This window comes from Morganella morganii (assembly GCF_019242955.1).
GTDB lineage: Bacteria > Pseudomonadota > Gammaproteobacteria > Enterobacterales > Enterobacteriaceae > Morganella > Morganella sibonii.
Genome location: NZ_CP066129.1, coordinates 471522 through 493553 on the forward strand (window position 1 = coordinate 471522; position 22032 = coordinate 493553).

Genomic DNA, 22032 nt, shown 5'->3' on the forward strand with positions numbered 1-22032 from the left:
GAACGGGAGAACGTGTGATGAAAGCGGCTGATCTTATCCGGATCATGCAGTTTGGTGATTCGGCACTTCCCGTCGGCGCCTTTACTTTCTCAAACGGTGTGGAATCGGCGATTCAGACGGGCGTGGTACATGATGCAGAAACCCTGAAAGGGTTTGTCCGCACTGCGCTGAAACAGGCGGCCAGTGGTGACGGTATTGCCGTTGTCGCGGCACACCGCGCTGTGCTGGCGGGGGATAATGATGCCATCCTGCGGGTCGATCGGGCGGTGAATAACCGCAAACTGAATGAAGAAGCCCGTCTGATGGCAACGCGGATGGGGAAAAAGCTGGCGGAGATTTCCGTCCATATTTTTGACGATCCGCTCGTGGCCTGGTGGCTGGCGCAGATTAAAAGCGGGGACACCCCCGGCACACAGCCTGTGACTCAGGCCATTGTGATGGCGGTACAGGGTATCGGCGAACGCGAAGTGGTGGTCATGCATCAGTACGGGATCGCGATGACGATCCTCAGCGCCGCCATGCGCCTGATGCGGATTACGCACTTTGAAACACAGCACATTTTATTTGAGCTGAACAACGACATTGAAACCTTCTGCGATATTGCAGCCTGCGGCGACATTGAACAGATGTCTTCCTATGTGCCGGTGATCGACGTCCTTGCGGCAGTTCATACCAAATCTTTTGTCCGCCTGTTTATGAACTGACAGGCGGCTGACTTATTTCCGGGAGTATATTGATGAAAAAAATGACACGGATCGGCATCGGCGGCCCTGTTGGCTCAGGTAAAACGGCGATTATTGAGGTGATCACTCCGATTCTGATTGAACGCGGGATCAAACCGTTAATCATCACTAATGACATCGTGACCACCGAAGATGCGAAACAGGTCAAACGTACCCTGAAAGGTATCCTCGACGAAGAGAAAATCCTCGGCGTTGAAACCGGTGCCTGTCCGCACACCGCGGTACGCGAAGATCCGAGTATGAACATTGCCGCTGTGGAAGATATGGAAGAGCGCTTCCCGGACAGTGACGTCATCATGATCGAAAGCGGCGGCGACAACCTGACACTGACCTTCAGTCCGGCACTCGCTGACTTCTACATCTATGTTATTGATGTGGCGGAAGGGGAAAAAATCCCGCGTAAAAACGGACCGGGCCTGGTACAGGCGGATATCCTGGTGATCAACAAAATCGACCTGGCGCCGTACGTCGGCGCGAGTCTGGAAGTCATGGAAAGTGACACCAAAGTGGTGCGCGGCAACCGTCCGTATGTCATGACCAACTGCAAAACCGGCGAAGGTGTGATTGAGCTGGTGGATATGATCATGGATAAATTCCTGTTCACCCATCAGGCGGGAGCGAAAGCATGACACAACTGAGGGCTGAGATTGCGGGGACGCCGACACGTCTCCGGGCTCATCTCTTAGGGGAAAAGGCGCCGGAAATGGCGCCTTACCAGGATGAGCCAAAACAGATGCAAAGTGGTGCCATCGGGAAAAGCGGCTATCTGAAACTGCGGTTTGCCAAACGGGAATACCGCAGTGAAATGGTGGAAATGGAGCGCCGGGTCCCTTCTCTGGTGCAGCGTGCGCTGTACTGGGATGAAATGATGCCGCAGATGCCGTGTGTCACCATGATTTCAACTTCCGGCTGCCTGTTACAGGGCGACCGCCAGGCGCTGGATCTGATTGTGGAAGAAGGGGCGTGTGCCCATGTCACCACACAGTCCGCCACCAAAATCCACATGATGGAGGCGAACTACGCCACGCAGTACCAGAACGTGGTGGTGGAAGCGGGCGGTTATCTGGAGTTTATGCCGGACCCGATTATTCCGCACCGTAATGCCCGGTTTTTAACGGATACACAGATAACGATTGATCCGACGGCCACGATGATCTATTCCGAGATCCTGATGTCAGGACGGAAATATCACCACCCGGACGAACAATTCGGATTTGATATTTTCTCATCAAAGATCAGGGCGGAAGACAGTGAGGGGAAAGAGTTATTTGTTGAAAAATATATTCTGGAACCGAAAAAAGAAGCCTTGAATGTCGTCGGCGTGATGGGCGGGTTTGATGTCTTCGGTAATGTGATTTTACTGACACCGAAAGAGCATCATGCCCGTATTCTGGAACGCCTGGAAGCCCGTTATGACACGGATGAAGAGGTTGCATTCGGCGCAACGCAGTTGCCGAACGAGTGCGGCCTGGTCTTCAAAGTGCTGGGAATCGACAGCCCGAAAACCAAAGAGGCTGTCCGTTATTTCTGGCAAATCGCCCGGGAAGAGATCCTGGGCATCACATTGCAGAAACCGTTCCTGTGGCGCTGATGCGCCGCAGGATGATACCGGTAGTTACTCAGGGGACTGATTATTATCAGCATAATCAGTCCCTTTGTCTGGTTCACCTTCAGGGGAAAGACAATGGCAACTTCAACAGTCAGTCAGAACGGCTGGAATAAACTGGCCGGATCCAATCCTGTCATACATTTTATTGATATCACACTGCGCGGCTGCGCACAGGTGATGTTTCAGAACAACCCGCTGACCGGGCTGTTCTTCTTTGCGGCTATTTTTATTGGTGCATACAGTGAAGGCATTCCGGCAGTCGGCTGGGGCTGTCTGCTCGGTACGGTCGTATCCACGCTGACCGCGTACGTCAGCAAAATGGATGTCACCTCACTGCGTGCCGGGCTGTACGGCTATAACGGCTGTCTGGTCGGTGTTGCACTGCCGACTTTCCTGGAAAATTCAGCGTTTATGTGGGCGGCTATTGTGCTCGGCAGTATCGTGGCGGTGATCGCCACCATCTCACTGACCGATTTTCTGAAAAACTGGAAAGTGGCAGCACTGACCGCGCCTTTCGTGCTGGTGACCTGGACTATTCTGCTGGCCAGTTACAGTTTCTTCGGCATCAAGGGCGTCAGCCTGCCGGGACCGGCACTGCCGGATCAGTATGTGGCGCCGATCGCCGGTATCCCGTATTCCGATCTGATCCCGGATATATTCCGCGGTGTATCCGAAGTCTTCCTGCTGAGCAGCATCACTGTCGGGATACTGTTTGTGATCGGTCTGGCGGTCAGCTCTGTATGGGCGGCGATCTTTGCGGTGCTCGGTTCACTGCTGGCCTTTGGTGTGGCGTCATTCCTGAAAGCCGATTTCGGCAGTGTCCATACCGGGCTTTATTCATTCAGCGCCGTGTTAACCGCGATTGCGCTGGGCTCCACATTTAACAAACCGAGCTTCAAAGTACTGGTGTATACCGTTGTGGGTGTGATTTTCACGGTGTTTGTCCAGGGTGCACTGGATGTGGTGGTATCGCCGTTCGGCATTCCGACACTGACCATGCCGTTCGTTCTGGCCTCCTGGCTGTTCCTGGTACCGAATCAGGACATCATGCCGGAACACCGTCAGTAAAAGGGGAGAGATATGCAGAGTAATCTACTGAAGACAGGATTACATAAGTTACTGAGTCTGCGGGTGATCCTGTCGGTGCTGCTGTTTATTGACGGGGTGATGATCCTGTCGCCGGTTCTGTTTTCCTATACCGGAGACATTGCCTGGCAGGACGGCGGCTTCACCGCGTGGTTACAGTCGCTCGGGTTTATAAAATTACTGGATATTCCCCGCTTTATGCTGGGGCTGCTGCTGGCGCTGCTGGCCCTGCTGATGATGACAGGTGCACGTATTGCCTGGCTGTTCTCCCTGTTTATCCTGCTCACGATGGTACTGATGGATCTGGGGCTGGCACATGAATACACACTTCAGGGGCTGTTCTCACTGGCGCTGCTGATTGCCTGCGGCTGTCTGTGGCGCCAGTTCCCGCATCACAGCCTGACCAGTGCCGGCGTGGTGGCAGTCAGCAGTATTATCCTGCTGGTGGTGTATTCCGTTTTCGGCACCCTGTATCTCGGCAATGAGTTCCAGCCGCATGTTACTGACATCTCAGCAGCGTTCTACTTTGCCCTGGTCTGTATGACCACCGTCGGCTTCGGGGATATCATCCCGATCAGCGTGGAAGCGCGGATGTTTACCCTGACAGTGGTGGTGTTTGGTATCACTATTTTCACCACATCTATTGTGTACATTGTGGGTGTCGTTCTGCGCGGCACACGCGAGATTGTCAAAAAGAGGTTGCTGCACATGAAAGAGCATTATGTTGTTATCGGCGCGAATCCGCTGGCGGTCAATATCTATAAAGGCCTGAAAAAACGCGGTTTGCAGGTGGTCGTGATCTGTTCTGATGACGAAAAAGCGCATTTCCCTGATGGTACGGTGGCCGTTGCCGGTGACAGCGCGGATGCGGTGACCCTGAATGAAGCGAATGTGAAAGACGCCCGCTGTGTGATGGCCATCAGTGATAATGACGCGGATAACACCTTTGCGCTGCTGGCGGTAAAACAGCTGGCCGGTGAGGGCGTGAAAACCGTGACGGTGGTGAATCAGGAAGAGAACCGCGACAAAATGCGCCTGCTGCATGCGGATATGACCTTCTCCCTGTCACAACTCGGCAGTGAAGTGCTGATGAAAATGCTGTGCGGCGAGAACATCAATAACAGCGTCATGGCTGACATCTTATTAGCCAAAGCGCCATAAGCAGGGCCGGTTGTGAAGCATAAAGAAAAAAAAATAAATCTGAGCCACGGGATCACCCGGGCTCAGTCATTCTTTTATTCCCGGTTTAAACAGCTGCACGGCATCCGCATTGCACTGGCATTTACACTGACGTTTATGGTGTTCCGGGAATTACACAGCGATAAGCTCGATTACATTATCATGACACTTATCTCTATCCTGATGCCGATGCCGTACTGGGGAAATGTGCTGATACGTTCAATGCAGCGCACGCTCGGCACCGTGATCGGCTCACTGATAGGGATGCTGCTGCTGTACACGGAAACTCACTCTTTTCCGCTGATGCTGGCGCTGGCAACGATTGCAATGTTTGTCTGCGGCCTGATTGCGCTGGGCAAAAACATGTATGTCGGGATGCTGATCGGGATGACCATCAGTATCGTTGCCACTGCACCTGTCGGGGATATGGACTCCGCGCTTATCCGTTCGGCGCAGACCGTGGGCGGCTCCATTCTGGCGCTGGTCTTCTCGGCGATTCTGCCGCTGAAAGGGTTTGTGTTCTGGCGGATGAATATCAGTACCATTCTGCGCGATACCGCCAGATTATATGATGAGCACATCATGAAACTGAACAGCACAGACCCGGAGCGATGGGATAATCAGCTGAAAGATACGTTATCGACGTTATTGGCCTGTAATACCTATATTGCGCCGTCCGTCAAAGAAACCCATGTCCCGGCGGCCACTTTTACTGCCATTCACGGGCGCATCCGGCGGCTGGTGGCGATACTGGAACTGCTGACAGACACCTTCAGTAAAAACTACTTCGCCCACGCGCTGAACACCGAGAATCCTTACATTGTGCAGTTACAGAAAAGTAACAGTGAAATTATGAAACTTCTCTCTGATATCTTTGTGCAGGGGAAAGACGATGACACGATGGATAAGCTTCAGGCACTGCGTGCCAGCACACATGAGCTGCATCAGAAGATCAATGCACAGCCGGAAAGTAATTCGGCGGATGCCATGATGGTCGGGATGAGTGTGGAGGTTATCAAACTGCTGGATGAAGTGTGCGGGCTTGTTCAGATTGACATTTTAAAGAAATGCGCATAAACACAGAAACATTGAAATAAAAATGGCGTAAGGTTTTTCTATGTTAAATGTGATCCTCAGCATTTCCGCAGGATCAGTACTCGGCGGCCTTGGCCGCTGGGTGTTGAGTAATAAATTCAATCCGGTACTGGCGATGATGCCGCTGGGAACGTATCTCGCCAATATTATTGCCGGTTATATTATCGGCCTGGCTGTGGCATTTTTCTCTTCGCACCCGACACTCCCGGCGGAATGGCGGCTGTTTATTGTCACCGGGTTCTGCGGTGCGTTATCGACATTCTCGACGTTCTCACTGGAGATTGTGCAGGCCTTTCAGGCCGGGCGCATCCACCACGGCATGGCCGAAATCGCCCTGCATGTCATCAGTTCCCTGCTGATGACCTGGCTCGGTCTGCTGACCTGGCAGGTGTTGCAGCACCGGTAATTTGCTGAATATAAAAATAGTATCTGCAAATTCTGCTTGTTTTAATCCGGTATGTTTGCAGATTGCTTTAACATCGGAACCGGGAGTTTGTATTTATTTTCCGGTGCCGGAACAACGTGGCCTTTTTCAATTGCCACCATCTCTTCCATGCTGCGGACCAGATTTTCAAAAAGTGTTTTATCCATACTTTATTTCATTCATCCTTTTTATCTTTATTCCCCTGCTTCTCATCTTCATTTTTCAGATTAGCGGTCAGCAGATACAGAGATTGCTGCCAGCGGCTCGGGGTCAGTTGCAGCAGATTATTAGCCAGGACAAAACCGATGCCGAGAGCGAGAAGTAACATTACCCGCAGCAGGTTCGTGGTGTTATCCACCTGAGTGGATTCCGTGGCCAGCCGGTGAGTATCAATGGTCAGACGCAGAAAGCCTTTCGGGCCTTTTTTCCCGGGGATAGCAGCGACAATCTGATGGTTAAAATAACTGCCGGCTTTTTGTCCGTCCAGCGCCAGCCGGTCACGGACAGTAATACTCTCGCCGCTGCCTGCTATCTGCACCCCGTCATCCTGATATACTGTGGCATCGAGAATACGGCTGTTGGTGGTCAGTTGCTCTAAATTTGCCGTAATCTGTTTCTTATTGAGCACTTTCCCGTTATCGTCTATAGCATCGGAAAGGTTAAACGCCACCTGCTGTGCCAGTGAATAGGCCAGTTCATTAAACTGATCCATTGACGACTGCTGGTGTACGCGGCTGAAATAAGACACGCCCTGTAACAGACACACCATCAGGGCGAGACAAATCAGAATAATGGCTGTTTTGTGCAGCCGGAATGTTAACTTCGTTTTGGCCATTGTTTATCCGTTTTTCCGTTGTCGCCACCATATTGCCAGAAGCGGCAATTTTTATCTGCTACCATCATGAATATTATCAGGGATTATAGGAGTATCTGTTGATGTCGACGAGTCTGACCTACTGTTATTTGCCGAATGAAATCCATAAATGGCCGGGTCTTCCTCTTTCCCTGAGCGGTGATGAGGTCATGCCGCTGGACTACCGGGCGGGCGACAGCGGCTGGCTGCTGTACGGGCGCGGGCTGGATAAAGCGCGGATCAGCGACTTCCAGCACCGGTTGGGTGCGGCAATTGTGGTGGTCTCGTCATGGCGGATTGATGACTATCAGGTGGTCCGGATTGCGGGCAGCCTGACCGGGCGTATCAAGCGTGTGGCTGATGAATTTCAGATGGATGTGGTGCCGCTGGGGAACATTCCGAAATTGCGTTCTCCGGGACTACTGATGATGGATATGGATTCCACTGCGATCCAAATCGAATGTATCGATGAAATTGCCCGGCTGGCCGGAGTCGGTGATGAAGTTGCGGACGTGACAGAAAGAGCGATGCAGGGCGAGCTGGATTTCAGCGAAAGCCTCAAAGCGCGCGTCGGCCTGCTGGCCGGGGCAGATGCCGCTATTTTACAGCAGGTACTGGATACACTGCCGCTGATGCCGGGGCTGACCAGCCTGGTGCGGAAACTCCAGGCGATGGACTGGCATGTCGCGATTGCCTCAGGCGGATTTACTTTCTACGCCAATCATTTAAAAGATTCTCTGCGCCTGATTGCTGTCTATGCCAATCAGCTGGAAATTAAAGACGGCAAACTGACCGGAAAAGTCAAAGGCCCGGTGGTGGATGCCAAATACAAAGCACAGGCGCTGGTGAAACTGGCAGAATTTCTCAATATTCCGTTAGAACAGACCGTGGCTATCGGTGATGGTGCCAATGACCTGAAAATGCTGAAAAAAGCAGGCCTTGGAATTGCATTCCATGCCAAACCGAAAGTTTATGCACGGGCAAAAGTGGCTATCCGCCACGCTGATCTGATGGGGGTCATGTGTACCCTCAGCGGTGGTCTGAAACACGAAGAACGTTAATTTATCAGTTATTACGGGGTCACGAGTGGCAAAACCAGCAAAACGCGCCTTTGTCTGTAATGAGTGCGGGGCGGATTATCCCCGCTGGCAGGGGCAGTGCACCGCGTGTCAGGCGTGGAATACCATCACGGAAGTCCGGCTGGCTTCTGTTTCATCTTCGGCGGCACGCAGTGACCGTCTCAGCGGTTATGCCGGACAGAGCGGCATCAGCAAAGTGCAGAAGCTGTCGGAAATCAGTCTTGAGGAACTGCCGCGTTTCTCCACCGGTTTCAAAGAATTTGACCGCGTGCTGGGCGGCGGCGTGGTGCCTGGCAGTGCCATTCTGATCGGCGGTAATCCGGGCGCCGGGAAAAGTACTCTGCTGTTACAGACCATGTGTCAGCTCGCCGCACAGATGAAAACCCTGTATGTCACGGGGGAAGAGTCCCTGCAGCAGGTGGCGATGCGGGCGCACCGTCTCGGACTGCCGATGGACAACCTCAATATGCTGTCGGAAACGGCGATTGAGCAGATTTGCCTGATCGCAGAGCAGGAGCAGCCGAAGCTGATGGTGATTGACTCCATCCAGGTGATGCACATGGCGGATATTCAGTCTTCGCCGGGCAGTGTGGCACAGGTGCGCGAAACCGCCGCCTATCTGACCCGCTTTGCCAAAACCCGGGGTGTGGCGATCATTATGGTCGGTCACGTCACCAAAGACGGCTCTCTGGCCGGGCCGAAAGTGCTTGAGCACTGTATTGACTGCTCGGTCATGCTCGACGGCGAGGCCGATTCCCGTTTCCGTACGCTGCGCAGTCATAAAAACCGCTTTGGTGCGGTGAATGAGCTGGGGGTGTTTGCCATGACGGAGCAGGGGCTGCGCGAGGTGAGCAACCCGTCCGCCATTTTCCTGAGCCGCGGGGATGAAATCACGTCCGGCAGTTCAGTGATGGTGGTCTGGGAAGGCACGCGTCCGCTGCTGGTGGAAATCCAGGCGCTGGTGGATCACTCGATGATGTCGAATCCGCGCCGTGTGGCGGTCGGGCTGGAGCAGAACCGGCTGGCGATCCTGCTGGCCGTGCTGCACCGTCACGGCGGATTGCAGATGTCGGATCAGGATGTGTTCGTCAACGTGGTCGGCGGGGTAAAAGTGACAGAAACCAGTGCGGATCTGGCATTGCTGCTCTCGCTGGTGTCCAGTTTCCGTGACCGGCCGATCCCGCGTGATGTGGTGATTTTCGGTGAAGTCGGACTGGCGGGGGAGATCCGTCCGGTACCGAGCGGCCAGGAGCGGATCTCGGAAGCAGCCAAACACGGCTTTAAGCGGGCGATTGTACCGAATGCCAACCGCCCGAAAAATCCGCCGCCGGGCATGCAGGTGTTCGGAGTGAAAAAATTATCGGATGCCCTGTCTGTACTGGATGAACTGGAATAAGTGAGGCAGCAGAGAATGACGGATTTTTCCTATCTGAAACAAGCCATTAAACAGGCCGGTGTGACACTTCAGCAACTGGCGGATCAGTGCGGGGTGACCAAAGGGTATCTCAGCCAGCTGATTAACAACAAAATCAAAAGTCCCGGCGGTCAGAAACTGGCCAGTCTGCACAGCGCGCTGGGGCTGGATTATCCGCTGAAGAAAAAAAGCGTCGGAGTGGTGTTCGGCAAGTTTTATCCGCTGCATACCGGGCATATCTACCTGATCCAGCGCGCGTGCAGCCAGGTGGATGAGCTGCATGTGATCCTCTGCCATGACGAGCCGCGTGATAAGGCGTTATTTATCAACAGTTCTATGTCTCAGCAGCCGACAGTCAGTGACCGTCTGCGCTGGCTGCTGCAAACGTTTAAGTATCAGAAAAATATCCGTATTCACTCATTTGATGAGCATGCCTATGACCCGTATCCGCACGGCTGGGAACACTGGAGTCAGGGCGTGTGCCAGTTTATGCGGGAAAAAGGGATCACACCGGATTTTATCTATTCAGGTGAGAAAGCGGATGTGCCGCGTTACCGTGAATCGTTCGGTATCGAAACGGTGCTTATCGACCCGGAACGCACCTTTATGAATATCAGCGGACGGCAGATCCGTCAGGCGCCATTCCGCTACTGGGACTATATCCCGACAGAGGTAAAACCTTTCTTTGTGCGGACCGTGGCGGTGCTCGGCGGGGAATCCAGCGGTAAATCCACACTCGTCAATAAACTGGCGAATATGTTCAATACCACCAGTGCCTGGGAATACGGGCGTGATTACGTGTTTTCCCATCTGGGCGGCGATGAAATGGCGCTGCAATATTCCGATTATGACAAAATCGCACTGGGACATGCACAGTACATTGATTTTGCAGTAAAATATGCGAATAAAGTTGCTTTTGTGGATACGGATTTTGTCACGACACAGGCGTTTTGCAAACGCTATGAAGGCAAAGAGCATCCGTTTGTGCAGGCGCTGATTGCCGAATACCGCTTTGATCTGGTGATCCTGCTGGAAAATAACACACCGTGGGTGGCGGACGGGTTACGCAGCCTCGGCAGTGATAATGACCGTAAAGCGTTTCAGGATCTGCTTATCAGTATGCTGCGGGAAAACGGCATTAAGTTTGTCCATGTGACATCAGGGGACTATGACACCCGTTTTCTTGAATGTGTGGATTTGGTTCAGCATCTGCTGATGCTGGATACCCCTGAAATTCGTGACGGGGATCAGCAAAAATAAAGAATACAGAGAAAATTGAAAATTAATCGGGGTATTTCCGGGAGAAATTATTTTTCTCTTCTATACTGAAAGAACAAGGACAACACACAGCGTCCGGCAGAATTCAGGGCAACAAAGGGAGGAAAGATGAAGAGTAAAGGATCCCTTTACTGATGGTGTTAACTGATTGATTTGTTGATCGGTTTTAGTGTTAGAAAGCGGTAAATATGAAGTAGTAAGTCAGCTTCGGTTGTACCTTAAGTACCAGGTTCAATGTAATACCCGTAACAAAAAACACTCTTTTATCCATCCAACCAAAAATGCCGCGCGGTTCCTCACCACGCGGCATTTTCAGTAATGATACCGGCAGGCCGCCACCTCAACACCCTGGTTAGTGACACGGTAAACTAACCGGTGTTCTTCTGTTATTCGCCGCGACCACCAGCCGGAGAGATTATTCTTCAGTGGTTCCGGCTTTCCTATACCTGAGAAAGGCGTTCTTTGTGCAGCTTTAATTAATTCGTTGATACGTCTGAGGGTTTTTTTATCTGTATTTTGCCAGTACAGATAGTCTTCCCATGCCTGAGACGAAAACGTCAATGTCATTCATTGATTTCCTTTTTGAGTCCCTTGCCGGCATTCAATTCATCAATGGAATCCATTAAACGTCGCGCGTTATTAGGTGAACGCATTAAATAGGCGGTCTCTTCCAGAGACTGATATTCATCAAGTGATAATAATACACATGCAGTGCCTTTCTGCCGGGTAATCAAAATAGGGATACGGTCATCCACTGTTTCATTCATCGCAGCGGTGAGATTCTGCCGTACTTCACTGTATGTTAATGTTTTCATTTTGATTCCTCATGTACGAATTCTGTACAGGAAGAGTATAGCTTACCGGCCTTTCAGGTACAAGTTATTGTACAATGTGTGCGGGGGGAAAAAAAAGCCGCGTAATTTTCACCACGCGGCTTTTTTGGTCATATGACCTACTTGGTCATACGTTTGTACTTGATGCGGTGCGGCTCCAGTGCGGCCTCGCCGAGAGTCCGTTTCTTGTAATCTTCATATTCACTGAAGTTACCTTCGAAGAACTCCACTTTCCCCTCATCCTGATAGTCGATGATATGGGTAGCGATACGGTCAAGGAACCAGCGGTCATGGGAAATGACCATCGCGCAGCCCGGGAACTCCAGCAGGGCGTTTTCCAGTGCGCGCAGGGTTTCGATATCCAGGTCGTTGGTCGGTTCATCGAGAAGCAGCATGTTGCCGCCGACCTGCAACAGTTTCGCCAGATGCAGACGACCACGCTCACCACCGGATAATTCGCCGACACGTTTGCCCTGATCAACGCCTTTGAAGTTAAAGCGCCCGACATAAGCACGGCTCGGAATTTCAGTGGTGCCGATACGCATGATATCCTGCCCGCCGGAGACTTCTTCCCAGACGGTTTTCTTATCATCCATCGCATCACGGAACTGATCGACAGATGCGATAGTGACGGTATCACCGAGAGTGATCGTACCGGAATCCGGCTGTTCTTTACCGCTGATCATGCGGAACAGGGTGGATTTACCCGCACCGTTCGGCCCGATAATCCCGACGATCGCGCCTTTCGGCAGAGAGAAACTCAGATTATCAATCAGAGTGCGGCCATCGTAGGATTTGGTCAGGTTTTCCACTTCCAGCACTTTGTCACCCAGACGCGGACCAGGCGGAATAAAGAGTTCGTTAGTCTCGTTACGTTTCTGGTACTCGACGCTGTTCAGTTCCTCAAAGCGGGCCAGACGGGCCTTGCCTTTGGACTGGCGGCCTTTCGGATTCTGACGGATCCACTCCAGCTCTTTCTCGATAGACTTACGGCGGGCAGCTTCGGAAGAAGCTTCCTGCGCCAGACGGGCATCTTTCTGCTCCAGCCAGCTGGAGTAGTTGCCTTCCCACGGAATACCTTCACCGCGGTCGAGTTCGAGGATCCAGCCGGCGACATTATCGAGGAAGTAACGGTCGTGGGTGATCGCCACAACGGTGCCCTCGTAGTCGTGCAGGAAGCGTTCCAGCCAGGCAACAGATTCCGCATCCAGGTGGTTGGTTGGTTCGTCCAGCAACAGCATATCCGGTTTTTCCAGCAGCAGGCGGCAGATAGCCACACGGCGGCGCTCACCCCCGGAAAGATTACCGATTTTGGCATCCCAGGCCGGTAAACGCAGGGCGTCTGCCGCACGTTCCAGCTGGTTTTCCAGATTATGACCGTCATGAGACTGGATAATCGCTTCCAGTTCACCCTGTTCTTTGGCGAGTTTGTCAAAGTCCGCATCCGGGTCCGCGTACAGTGCGTACACCTCATCCAGACGGGTCAGGGCATTTTTCACTTCAGCTACCGCTTCTTCAACTGCTTCACGGACAGTGTGTTCCGGATTCAGTTTTGGTTCCTGCGGCAGATAACCGATGTTCAGGCCGGGCTGCGGGCGTGCTTCACCTTCAATATCGGTATCCACACCTGCCATAATGCGCAGCAGGGTTGATTTACCGGCACCATTCAGGCCGAGAACACCGATTTTGGCGCCCGGGAAGAAACTCAGAGAGATATCTTTCAGTATATGACGCTTCGGCGGCACAATTTTGCCGACACGGTGCATCGAATAAACGTATTGAGCCAATGTAGTATACCTTTTTTCGTTGATGGGGCATCTGTGGGGCATTATGACTAAGTTTTACGTTTAGTTAAAGCCACTCCGGTGTCAGTATTGCCCGGTTGCCGGCAGTGACCGGCGGGTACAGCAGATCACGCATTCTAACATTGGCCTGATTTATTCTCACGATGATAGTGCCGGAGGCGGGATCCGTATCATAGCGGAACGGAACTGGTGTGATACCCCGCGCCGGAAGCTGCGGTTTTATAAAAAAAAAAACGACCGGAGTCGTCTTAAATATCTTCACTTCTTATAGATATAGAGTTCGGGTTCCTGCTTACCGCAGCAAGCAGTATTTCAAATTGTTATCATGATAATTTTTAAATTGAAAATATTATATATTAATTGCGTCTCTGATGCCAGATTATACAACTACTTATTGGCGGGTAATCCATCATTTATGGCATAGGGAATACACAATATGAATAGTCAGACATATATTCTGAATAATATCATTTTTTAGTGTCTGGTTATCCGGTACAACGGTATGATTTGTGTCTGCTGAGCAGGGCACTTACACTGTGTATCAGGGTCTGAAGTATTCTACAGATAAACGGGATTAAGGAGACAGGAGCAGATTATGAGGAAATGTACATGGCCGGGCGTGGCGGCCCTCAGCATGCTGATGTTTTCAGCACTGGCGTCAGCGGATTCACTGAGTGAGCAGCGTCAGCGCTATCAGGATGTCAAATCTGCGTGGGATGCCAATAATATGGCGGAAGTGGAACGCCTGATGCCGTCACTGCGGGACTACCCGCTCTATCCTTATCTGGAATACCGTGAGCTGACACAGGATATGAGCCTGCTGACAGCCGGTCAGGTGAAAACCTTTACGGATACTCATCCGAATCTGCCGTCAGCGGCAAGCCTGAAAAATAAATTTATCAGTGAACTGGCCAAACGCAATGACTGGCAGGGGTTGATCAGCTTCAGCACCACCGTGCCGAAACCGGTCAGTGCGAAGTGTGATTACTATTATGCCAACTGGCAGACCGGAAACCGTCAGGTTGCGCTCGACGGGGCAAAATCGATCTGGCCGGCAGGTAATTCTCTGCCGTCCTCCTGCGACAAGTTATTTGATGTCTGGGATCAGTCGGGCGGGCTGACACCGGAGCGTATCCTCGAACGTATCAGTCTCGCGCTGAAAAACGGCAATTCCTCTCTGGTCAGTTATCTGGCAAAACGTTTACCTGCTTCTTATCAGACCATCAGTAATGGTCTGATTAATTTACAGAAAAATCCGGCATCGGTAGTGACATTTGCACAACTGAGCCCGACTGATTTTACCCGTCAGGCTACCATTTCTGCATTTTCCGCTTACGCCCGCAAATCACCGGATGCCGCCCGCGCGGATCTGAACAGTGTGGCGCGCGCCCAGAAAATGAATGACAGCGAGCGGCAGCAACTGAAAGATGCCATTGCATGGCAGTATATGGGAAGTGATGTCACCCCGGAGCAGGCTGCCTGGCGTGATGAGGTGATTCAGGAAACGGATTCGGTGACGCTGCGTGAACGCCGTGTGCGTCTGGCACTGAGCAACGCCGATGATCGCGATCTGGATCGCTGGCTGACCTGGTTACCGGCTGATGCGCAGCAGAAAGAGGAGTGGCAGTACTGGCGCGCCGTGCTGCTGGAAAAAGGCGGTAATAAAGCGGCTGCAGATGCCATTCTGGAAAAAATCACACAGGGACGCGGATTTTACCCGATGGTCGCGGCACAGCGTCTGGGCAAACCGTATGTCATGATGGTTAATGCAGCGGATAAACCGGACAACACGATCAGTAATCTGCCTGAGATTCAGCGCATCCGTGAACTGCTGTACTGGCAGATGGAGGGGCTGGCCCGTACCGAGTGGCTGAACCTGGTCAGCAGCCAGACACCGGCACGCAAAGCGCAGCTGGCGCGTTATGCGCTGGAACAGGGCTGGGCGGATCTGAGTGTGCAGGCAACGATCAACGGCAAGCTGTGGGATCATCTGGAAGAACGTTTCCCGCTGGCCTGGCAGAGTGAGTTTGATGAATTCACACAGAATAAAAATATCAGCAAAAGCTATGCGATGGCGATAGCCCGTCAGGAAAGTGCCTGGAACCCGCAGGCGCGTTCACCGGTCGGTGCGACCGGGCTGATGCAGCTGATGCCGGCAACGGCAAGCCAGACTGTCCGCGACAACGGCATTACGGATTACAGCAATACCGCGCAACTGGTTAATCCGCGCAAAAATATTGAGATAGGTACGGCGTATCTCAACGGCGTGTATAACCAGTTTGGTCAGAACCGTATCCTGGCGAGTGCCGCTTATAACGCGGGTCCTAACCGGGTAACCCGCTGGCTGAGCAACAGCGGCGGACGGCTGGATGCGGTTGCCTTTGTGGAAACCATTCCGTTTGCGGAAACACGGGGTTATGTGAAGAATGTGCTGGCGTTTGATGTCTTTTATCAGAACTTCCTGAAAGGGCAGCGCCCGGCGGATGTACTGACCCCTTCTGAACAATCCATGCGTTACTGATAGTCCCTTTCCGGCCCGGTTCAGCAGAAGACAGCTGCACCGGGCTTGTGTTATTCTGGCTGTACTAGTTAACGGGTACTTTTTGTACTCACGATCCTATGGGGTGACACATGACAACAGACCAACTTCAGGACAGTGACTGGCAGCGCTTTGTCAGCCTGCTGCGCAACGCCTATTCACAGGATATTGAATCCCATCTTTTTCAGCTGCTGTTTACCCCTGATGAGCGCACGGCACTCGGAACACGCGTGCGGATCGTCGAGGAACTCCTGCGCGGTAAGATGAGCCAGCGTGAACTGAAAAGTGAGCTGGGCGTCGGAATTGCAACCATCACCCGCGGCTCCAACAGCCTGAAATATGCCCCGGAAGAGGTAAAAGCCTGGCTGGAGCAGGAGCTGCTCTCCGGTAAAAAATAGTTCAGGTATGCTGCCGCCGGTAAGCGGTCAGAGAAACGCCGGTCTCCCGCCTGAAATAGCGGCACAGATAAGACGGATCATTAAAATGCAGCTTATCTGCGATCTGCTCCGCAGAGAGCGTGCTGTACCGCAGCAGTGTTTTGATCTCCGGAACAACCCGGCGGTTGATCAGTGATTTGGGCGAATGATTAAAAAACGTTTTAGTCAGCTGTGACAGATAAAACGGCGTGATATTTAACTGCCGCGCATAGAACTGCACATCCCGGTGCTCCCGGCTGTGGCGGCAGATAAGCTCCCAGAACTGCCAGCACAGTGTCTCTTTTCTGCTGTATTTCTGTGTGGCGGCAAGGGCATCCGGCGGCATTCTTTCCGCTATCCGCAAAAACAGATTCTGTAAATGATTACGCTGCATGATATGCCGGTAAACCGGACTGTTGCGGGTGATGTCACGCATTTGTGCCAGCCACATCGACAGCAGCGGTTTTTCTGCCGGTAACGGAATACAGCGCGGATATTCATGCAGAAACAGAAACAGCGGGTTAGGCAGAACATAGGCGATTTCGGCTGAAAAGGTCGCCGGGATCAGACAGTAAAATACCCGGAAACCCCGTGAGCGTTTTTTCAGCAGCGCAATCGTGTCTTCCGCCAGCACCAGAATATCCCCCGCCCTCACTGCATGAGGTTTAAAATTCAGTGTCATATTCGCGTATCCCGCCCGGCAAATCAGCAGGGCAAGATAGGCGCTGCCGAACGTCAGTGGTACTCCGCCATGATCCGCCAGTGTGCTCTCTCCTGTCAGAAGCGTGTCTGTTTCTTCTGTTAATACCGGAACCAGTTCTGTCAGTTCGCTGTCATGAGTTGTCATTTTTGCCATCCTGAAACAGATATAAGCGAAAATTTATCACAATAGTTTTCAAAAGTACCGAAAGTGCGGAGGTTTGTTGCTTACCGGATAACCATCGTCAGTTTACACTGCCTGCCATCACAGAGAGAGCCGGTATGGCTGGATGTATAACTGAAGTAAGGTAAGCAGTATGAAATTAGAAACAGAACGTATGATTTTGCGCCCGTGGGCAGAAACCGATGCCGCAGATTTATATGAAGTGGCAAAAGATGACCGTGTCGGCCCGATAGCAGGCTGGCCGCCGCACAGCTGCGTTGCGGAAAGTGCGGATATTATCCGTACCGTCTTTAACCTCGATGAGGTTTATGCCACAGAACTGAAGGATAGCGGACGGGCGGTGGGATGCATCGGGATTCTGATCGGTGAAAACAGCAACTTTGATATCAGTCAGCGGGAAGGCGAAATCGCCTACTGGATTGGTGTGCCGTACTGGGGGCAGGGGCTGATTCCGGAAGCGGTCAGAGAGGTGATGCGCCATGCATTTGAAACGCTGGAGCTGGATGCGCTGTGGTGCGGTTATTTTGAAAACAATGAACAGTCGCATCGTGCGCAGGCCAAATGCGGATTCCGTCATCATCATACGGAAGAAAATAAATTCAATCAGTTCCTGAATGATTACCGGACTGAACATATCAGCCGTATTACACGGGAAGAGTGGCTGGCACAGCAGTAACGGTGCCGGAAAGGTCACCGGGCCGGTTATTACCGGTCCGGTTATTCAGATCAGGATTCTTTGGTATTCAGGGATTTATAAATCTCATGCTGAATAGGCACCAGCGCCAGGATAATCGCCTGCTCATAGACACTGGTCCGGGTCAGCGCACCGCCGGTGAAGAAACCGATCGCCCCGCCTTTTTGTCTGATATCTTCGACCCCGGTCAGGTCAGCCATTTCATCACCCAGTTCACGGCCTTCACGGATCCCCGCAAGAATTTTTTCCGGCAGCATCAGACTGGCGGAACGGGATTCCCCGCGCAGCTGGCGGTGTTCAATCACAATCCAGGCAAATGTCATATCGCCTTCAATACCCGCCTCAACACCAACCCAGAAATCTGCTTCCGGTCTGACCTGACGGGCGGCATTGACGCGCTGGCGGGCACCGGTACGGGTTTCAGTATTCCCGATTGGCTGTTGCGGCACACTGCTGTCCACATTTACATCTTCAATATCAAAATTGCCGTTACCCAGTACCACTTCAAAAGCGGAACGGATAGCCTGAATTTTGGCCGGATTAGTCGTCGCTGCGATGATATGAAACATGATAATTAACTATCCACGTAATTTTGTTTGCCGCAGTATAGCGAATATTGACGGCTTTCCGCAGATTTTTTTAGACATGGCTGTGCAGTGAAATTGTTTCAGGGAAAAGCGTGATCCCGGGAATGTTTTTACGGTATGGTAGCGGGGTAATCAAACTTTCACACAGTAAAAGCAGAGATTGATAGTTATGTCACAGGTATTTCTTGTCCGTCACGGTGAAACTGAATGGAACGTTCAGCGCCGTATCCAGGGTCATTCTGACAGTCCGTTAACCCAAAGTGGTATCGATCAGGCGAAGCAGGTTGCCGCGCGTCTGAAAAATGAAGGTATCACCCACATTATCGCCAGTGATCTGGGCCGAACACAACAGACCGCAAAACTTATTGCGGATGCCTGCGGCTGTGAGGTGATTGCTGACCCGCGTCTGCGTGAGCTCAATATGGGCGTACTGGAAAAACGTCAGATTCATACCCTGACCGCAGAAGAAGAGAGCTGGCGTAAAAGTCTGCTTAACGGTGCGGAAGACGGGCGTATTCCGGAAGGTGAGTCTCTCGCAGAGCTGGAAAGCCGGATGCGGGCGGCGCTGGAAAGTACGCTGGATCTGCCGGAAGGCAGTAAAGTCCTGCTGGTCAGTCACGGTATTGCGCTGGGATGCCTGATTGGCTCTGTGCTCGGGTTGCCGGCTTATGCGGAACGCCGCCTGCGTCTGCGTAACTGCTCATTATCCGTTCTGGAATATCAGGAAAGCCCGTGGCTGGCGGATGGCTGGGTGGTTGAAACGGCCGGTGATACGACTCATCTGAGCCTGCCGTCGCTGGATGAAGTGCAGCGCTGAGTGATTCGGTGATATCAGACACCGCCGGGTGAACAAGACACCACCGGCGGCGGTGTTTGTTCTGCGGGAGTCGTTACTGCGGGTCACGTCTGACTGGAATATAGTATTTAAATTCCTCGATATGATGGCGCGGATCGGATTCATCCACATCCGCCACATCCGGATAGCGGATGTCAGTCCCTTTTCTCAGCTTATAACGCTCAATATCGTAGCCGCGGCGGCGGGTGATGCCCAGGTGCGGTACACACTGACCGTAAATGGTGAACAGAAATTCCTGCATCGCCCCGCGGTAAGGAACGCCATTGAAGGTAAAGCAGAGATATTCCCCGGCCGGCATTTCCATTTCCCTGACATTTTCCTCTGTGGTGAACGCGGCAAACTCGCTCTCAACAGCGGTGGTATAAGTAACCGTCTGCTCATCTTCCTTATCCGGATTGCGCGTTGTGCTGTACAGCCCGTAAACATAATCCGGAATGGTTTTCGCCACGGAAATATGATGCAGCCAGAATTCCTGACGCATATGCGTACAGGCGGTTGCCCAGTCCTCCAGACGGTGTGAACAACTGTGTTCAATTCCGGTTACGGTACGCGCCGGCAGTGTGACAAACTCGTGTTCAGGCAGTGGTGTGTCATCCAGCCGGATGGCAGAGCAAATACCGTCAGAGCACCATTCGTCAAGACGGCGGTACAGTGCCGGTGTTTTATTAAACTGTTTCTTGAATGCGCGGGTAAAGGTTTGCTGAGAGTCAAAACGATACTGTAATGCAATATCTAAAATAGGACGGGCTGTCAGCCGCAGCGCAATGGCTGCGCGTGACAACCGGCGGGCACGGATGTATGCGCCGATGGCCTCACCGGTGACGTCCTTGAACATACGTTGTAAATGCCACTTGGAGTAGCCTGCCTTCGCAGCGACGTTATCGAGGGAAAGTGGCTGATCTAAATGCTCATCTAACCAACGGAGTAAATCGCGAATGATGCTGGTCTGATCCATACATCTCCCTTATTGGATTGATGAAGTTCTGAAAGAGATATAACGAATTTATATTCTAACTTGAGTGATTATCAACGAGATAATCATTTACCAATTCTTACTTTTGGCCGGAAAAAATGTTTTAAGAACAGGGCGACTATCATAAACTGGTAACATGGATTATCTTTAAAATCATACAATTTTCAAATGATTTTCTTGGGCTATTAAGATTATGAATCAGACTCGCCAGTCTATACTGGGAATTATTACAGCTATTTCATTGAGTTCGTTATCCTTTTTGAGCCATGCTGAAGAAGTCGGCTCTGTGGATACCGTATTCAAAATTTTGGGGCCGGACCACAAAATTGTGGTGGAAGCCTTTGATGATCCTGATGTGGAAAATGTTACCTGTTATCTGAGCCGGGCAAAAACCGGCGGGATAAAAGGCGGGCTTGGTCTGGCGGAAGATACCTCTGATGCCGCGATTTCCTGTCAGCAGGTCGGTCCGGTCACGGTCAGTGACAAAGTGAAAAAAGGCCGCAAAGATAAAGGTCAGGTGGTATTCCAGAAACGGACATCTATGGTATTCAAGAAGTTACAGGTGGTTCGTTTCTATGACGAGAAACGTCACGCGCTGATTTATCTGACCTATTCAGATAAAGTGGTCGACGGTTCACCGAAGAATGCCCTGAGTGCGGTCCCGATTATGCCGTGGACAAAGTAAGCGGATAGCAGGATCAAAAAATCCCCGGTGACGCTGAGCGGCACCGGGAATATCGTATAATGTTACCGCAGCGGAAGATTACTCTTCGAGGTCGCCGCAGAACCGGTAACCTTCGCCGTGAATGGTGGCGATGATTTCCGGGGTATCCGGTGTGGACTCGAAATGCTTGCGGATACGGCGGATGGTGACATCCACAGTACGGTCATGCGGTTTCAGTTCACGGCCGGTCATTTTCTTCAGCAGTTCAGCACGGGTCTGAATCTTGCCCGGATTCTCACAGAAATGCAGCATTGCACGGAATTCACTGCGCGGCAGTTTGTACTGCTCGCCGGTTGGTCCGATTAATGAGCGGCTGTTGATATCCAGTTCCCAGCCGTTGAACTTGTAACTTTCCACACTGCGGCGCTCTTCGCTGCCACCGGCCAGATTCATGGTCCGTGACAGTAAGTTACGCGCGCGGATAGTCAGTTCACGCGGGTTAAACGGCTTGGTGATATAGTCATCAGCACCGATTTCCAGACCGAGGATTTTATCTACTTCATTATCACGGCCGGTTAAGAACATCAGTGCCACATTTGCCTGTTCGCGGAGCTCACGCGCCAGCAACAGACCATTTTTTCCCGGGAGGTTGATGTCCATGATAACCAAATTGATATCATGGTCTGACAGTACGTTATGCATCTCTGCACCGTCAGTGGCTTCATGTACCACGTAACCCTCTGCTTCAAAAATACTTTTCAGGGTGTTACGTGTGACGATCTCATCTTCAACAATTAAAATATGCGGGGTTTGCATAGTCGCTACCTAAATTACTTAGAATAATAAGAAATCTGATTATCTGTCCGTGTAACCTGTACCGGTATCGTTGTGGTTATGTCCGGTACATCACCACGAACAGAAAAAAATCTTGTTCAGACCGCATTTTAACAATCACTCAATTCAAAAAGTAAAGAATTGAAACGATTCGTACCAATATTAGTCTATTAACACCAATATAACAG

Annotated in this window: 24 protein-coding genes; 15 read left to right on the forward strand and 9 right to left on the reverse strand. The window is 51.8% G+C overall.

Annotation, left to right across the window (positions count from 1 at the left end):
* Nucleotides 1-17 precede the first annotated feature (17 nt).
* The 7 genes from JC793_RS02090 to crcB all read left to right on the forward strand — a co-directional run bounded on the left by JC793_RS02090 (nt 18) and on the right by crcB (nt 6118).
* Nucleotides 18-704: an urease accessory protein UreF gene (locus tag JC793_RS02090; protein WP_004237086.1), complete on the forward strand. Its 687-nt coding sequence runs from the start codon at nt 18-20 to the stop codon at nt 702-704.
* A 32-nt stretch (nt 705-736) separates the two neighbouring features.
* Nucleotides 737-1372 carry an urease accessory protein UreG gene (ureG, locus tag JC793_RS02095; RefSeq protein WP_046894043.1) on the forward strand — a complete coding sequence of 212 codons (636 nt, stop codon included), beginning with the start codon at nt 737-739 and terminating at the stop codon, nt 1370-1372.
* On the forward strand, nt 1369-2334 hold the full coding sequence (locus JC793_RS02100; RefSeq protein ID WP_052926007.1) for an urease accessory protein UreD: 966 nt from the start codon (nt 1369-1371) through the stop codon (nt 2332-2334). The genes ureG and JC793_RS02100 overlap by 4 nt, the downstream gene beginning before the upstream one ends.
* Before the next feature lie 93 nt (nt 2335-2427).
* Complete coding sequence (yut, locus tag JC793_RS02105; RefSeq protein ID WP_046894045.1) at nt 2428-3420, forward strand: urea transporter; 993 nt, start codon at nt 2428-2430, stop codon at nt 3418-3420.
* A 12-nt stretch (nt 3421-3432) separates the two neighbouring features.
* A complete protein-coding gene (locus tag JC793_RS02110) occupies nt 3433-4599 on the forward strand; it encodes an NAD-binding protein (protein ID WP_052926006.1) in 1167 nt (388 codons plus the stop codon).
* A gap of 12 nt (nt 4600-4611) precedes the next feature.
* Nucleotides 4612-5694, forward strand: a complete 1083-nt coding sequence (locus tag JC793_RS02115; RefSeq protein ID WP_107680486.1) for an FUSC family protein — start codon at nt 4612-4614, stop codon at nt 5692-5694.
* Nucleotides 5695-5734: 40 nt separating this feature from the next.
* Nucleotides 5735-6118, forward strand: a complete 384-nt coding sequence (gene crcB, locus JC793_RS02120) for a fluoride efflux transporter CrcB (RefSeq protein ID WP_046894047.1) — start codon at nt 5735-5737, stop codon at nt 6116-6118.
* A gap of 41 nt (nt 6119-6159) precedes the next feature.
* On the opposite strand, the gene JC793_RS02125 is transcribed toward crcB, so the two are convergent.
* Entirely contained in the window at nt 6160-6303 is a 144-nt protein-coding gene (locus JC793_RS02125) for a hypothetical protein (protein WP_218427348.1), read from the reverse strand.
* Between the two features lie 8 nt (nt 6304-6311).
* Nucleotides 6312-6971 (reverse strand): YtjB family periplasmic protein, encoded by a 660-nt coding sequence (locus JC793_RS02130; RefSeq protein WP_046894048.1) that lies wholly within the window; start codon nt 6969-6971, stop codon nt 6312-6314.
* Between the two features lie 101 nt (nt 6972-7072).
* Here JC793_RS02130 and serB point away from each other — a divergent pair, with 101 nt between their 5' ends.
* From serB to nadR, 3 genes are read left to right on the forward strand one after another with little or no spacing between them, the layout of a single operon-like run.
* The gene (gene serB, locus JC793_RS02135) at nt 7073-8050 is read left to right on the forward strand and encodes a phosphoserine phosphatase (protein ID WP_166706942.1); all 978 of its coding nucleotides are present in this window, start codon (nt 7073-7075) and stop codon (nt 8048-8050) included.
* A 25-nt stretch (nt 8051-8075) separates the two neighbouring features.
* Nucleotides 8076-9464, forward strand: a complete 1389-nt coding sequence (gene radA / locus JC793_RS02140) for a DNA repair protein RadA (protein ID WP_046894049.1) — start codon at nt 8076-8078, stop codon at nt 9462-9464.
* Between the two features lie 15 nt (nt 9465-9479).
* Entirely contained in the window at nt 9480-10742 is a 1263-nt protein-coding gene (gene nadR / locus JC793_RS02145; RefSeq protein ID WP_046894050.1) for a multifunctional transcriptional regulator/nicotinamide-nucleotide adenylyltransferase/ribosylnicotinamide kinase NadR, read from the forward strand.
* A 330-nt stretch (nt 10743-11072) separates the two neighbouring features.
* Here nadR and JC793_RS02150 read toward each other — a convergent pair whose 3' ends face one another.
* The 3 genes from JC793_RS02150 to ettA all read right to left on the reverse strand — a co-directional run bounded on the left by JC793_RS02150 (nt 11073) and on the right by ettA (nt 13380).
* Nucleotides 11073-11327: a Txe/YoeB family addiction module toxin gene (locus JC793_RS02150; RefSeq protein ID WP_052926004.1), complete on the reverse strand. Its 255-nt coding sequence runs from the start codon at nt 11325-11327 to the stop codon at nt 11073-11075.
* Nucleotides 11324-11575 (reverse strand): YoeB-YefM toxin-antitoxin system antitoxin YefM, encoded by a 252-nt coding sequence (yefM, locus tag JC793_RS02155; RefSeq protein WP_046894052.1) that lies wholly within the window; start codon nt 11573-11575, stop codon nt 11324-11326. Before yefM ends, JC793_RS02150 begins: the two co-directional genes overlap by 4 nt.
* Nucleotides 11576-11712: 137 nt before the next feature.
* The gene (ettA, locus tag JC793_RS02160; RefSeq protein ID WP_046894053.1) at nt 11713-13380 is read right to left on the reverse strand and encodes an energy-dependent translational throttle protein EttA; all 1668 of its coding nucleotides are present in this window, start codon (nt 13378-13380) and stop codon (nt 11713-11715) included.
* 613 nt (nt 13381-13993) lie between these two features.
* Here ettA and sltY point away from each other — a divergent pair.
* Together sltY and trpR are read left to right on the forward strand one after the other, a co-directional pair.
* Nucleotides 13994-15919, forward strand: coding sequence for a murein transglycosylase (gene sltY / locus JC793_RS02165; protein ID WP_218427350.1), 1926 nt, complete (start codon nt 13994-13996; stop codon nt 15917-15919).
* A 110-nt stretch (nt 15920-16029) separates the two neighbouring features.
* Entirely contained in the window at nt 16030-16335 is a 306-nt protein-coding gene (gene trpR / locus JC793_RS02170) for a trp operon repressor (RefSeq protein WP_004237105.1), read from the forward strand.
* 1 nt (nt 16336) lies between these two features.
* Here the strand turns inward: trpR and JC793_RS02175 are convergent, their stop codons facing one another.
* Nucleotides 16337-17200 carry a helix-turn-helix domain-containing protein gene (locus JC793_RS02175; protein WP_166706944.1) on the reverse strand — a complete coding sequence of 288 codons (864 nt, stop codon included), beginning with the start codon at nt 17198-17200 and terminating at the stop codon, nt 16337-16339.
* 169 nt (nt 17201-17369) lie between these two features.
* Here JC793_RS02175 and JC793_RS02180 point away from each other — a divergent pair, with 169 nt between their 5' ends.
* On the forward strand, nt 17370-17912 hold the full coding sequence (locus tag JC793_RS02180; RefSeq protein WP_054423606.1) for a GNAT family N-acetyltransferase: 543 nt from the start codon (nt 17370-17372) through the stop codon (nt 17910-17912).
* 50 nt (nt 17913-17962) lie between these two features.
* Here the strand turns inward: JC793_RS02180 and yjjX are convergent, their stop codons facing one another.
* Entirely contained in the window at nt 17963-18499 is a 537-nt protein-coding gene (gene yjjX / locus JC793_RS02185) for an inosine/xanthosine triphosphatase (protein WP_004242112.1), read from the reverse strand.
* Nucleotides 18500-18686: 187 nt separating this feature from the next.
* Between yjjX and gpmB the strand changes: the two genes are divergently transcribed.
* Nucleotides 18687-19334, forward strand: a complete 648-nt coding sequence (gene gpmB / locus JC793_RS02190) for a 2,3-diphosphoglycerate-dependent phosphoglycerate mutase GpmB (RefSeq protein WP_107680494.1) — start codon at nt 18687-18689, stop codon at nt 19332-19334.
* Between the two features lie 73 nt (nt 19335-19407).
* On the opposite strand, the gene robA is transcribed toward gpmB, so the two are convergent.
* Entirely contained in the window at nt 19408-20328 is a 921-nt protein-coding gene (gene robA / locus JC793_RS02195; protein ID WP_166706946.1) for an MDR efflux pump AcrAB transcriptional activator RobA, read from the reverse strand.
* Nucleotides 20329-20539: 211 nt separating this feature from the next.
* Here robA and creA point away from each other — a divergent pair, with 211 nt between their 5' ends.
* On the forward strand, nt 20540-21031 hold the full coding sequence (creA, locus tag JC793_RS02200; protein WP_146257328.1) for a protein CreA: 492 nt from the start codon (nt 20540-20542) through the stop codon (nt 21029-21031).
* Nucleotides 21032-21109: 78 nt separating this feature from the next.
* Here creA and arcA read toward each other — a convergent pair whose 3' ends face one another.
* Nucleotides 21110-21826, reverse strand: coding sequence for a two-component system response regulator ArcA (gene arcA, locus JC793_RS02205; protein WP_004237112.1), 717 nt, complete (start codon nt 21824-21826; stop codon nt 21110-21112).
* Nucleotides 21827-22032 lie beyond the last annotated feature (206 nt).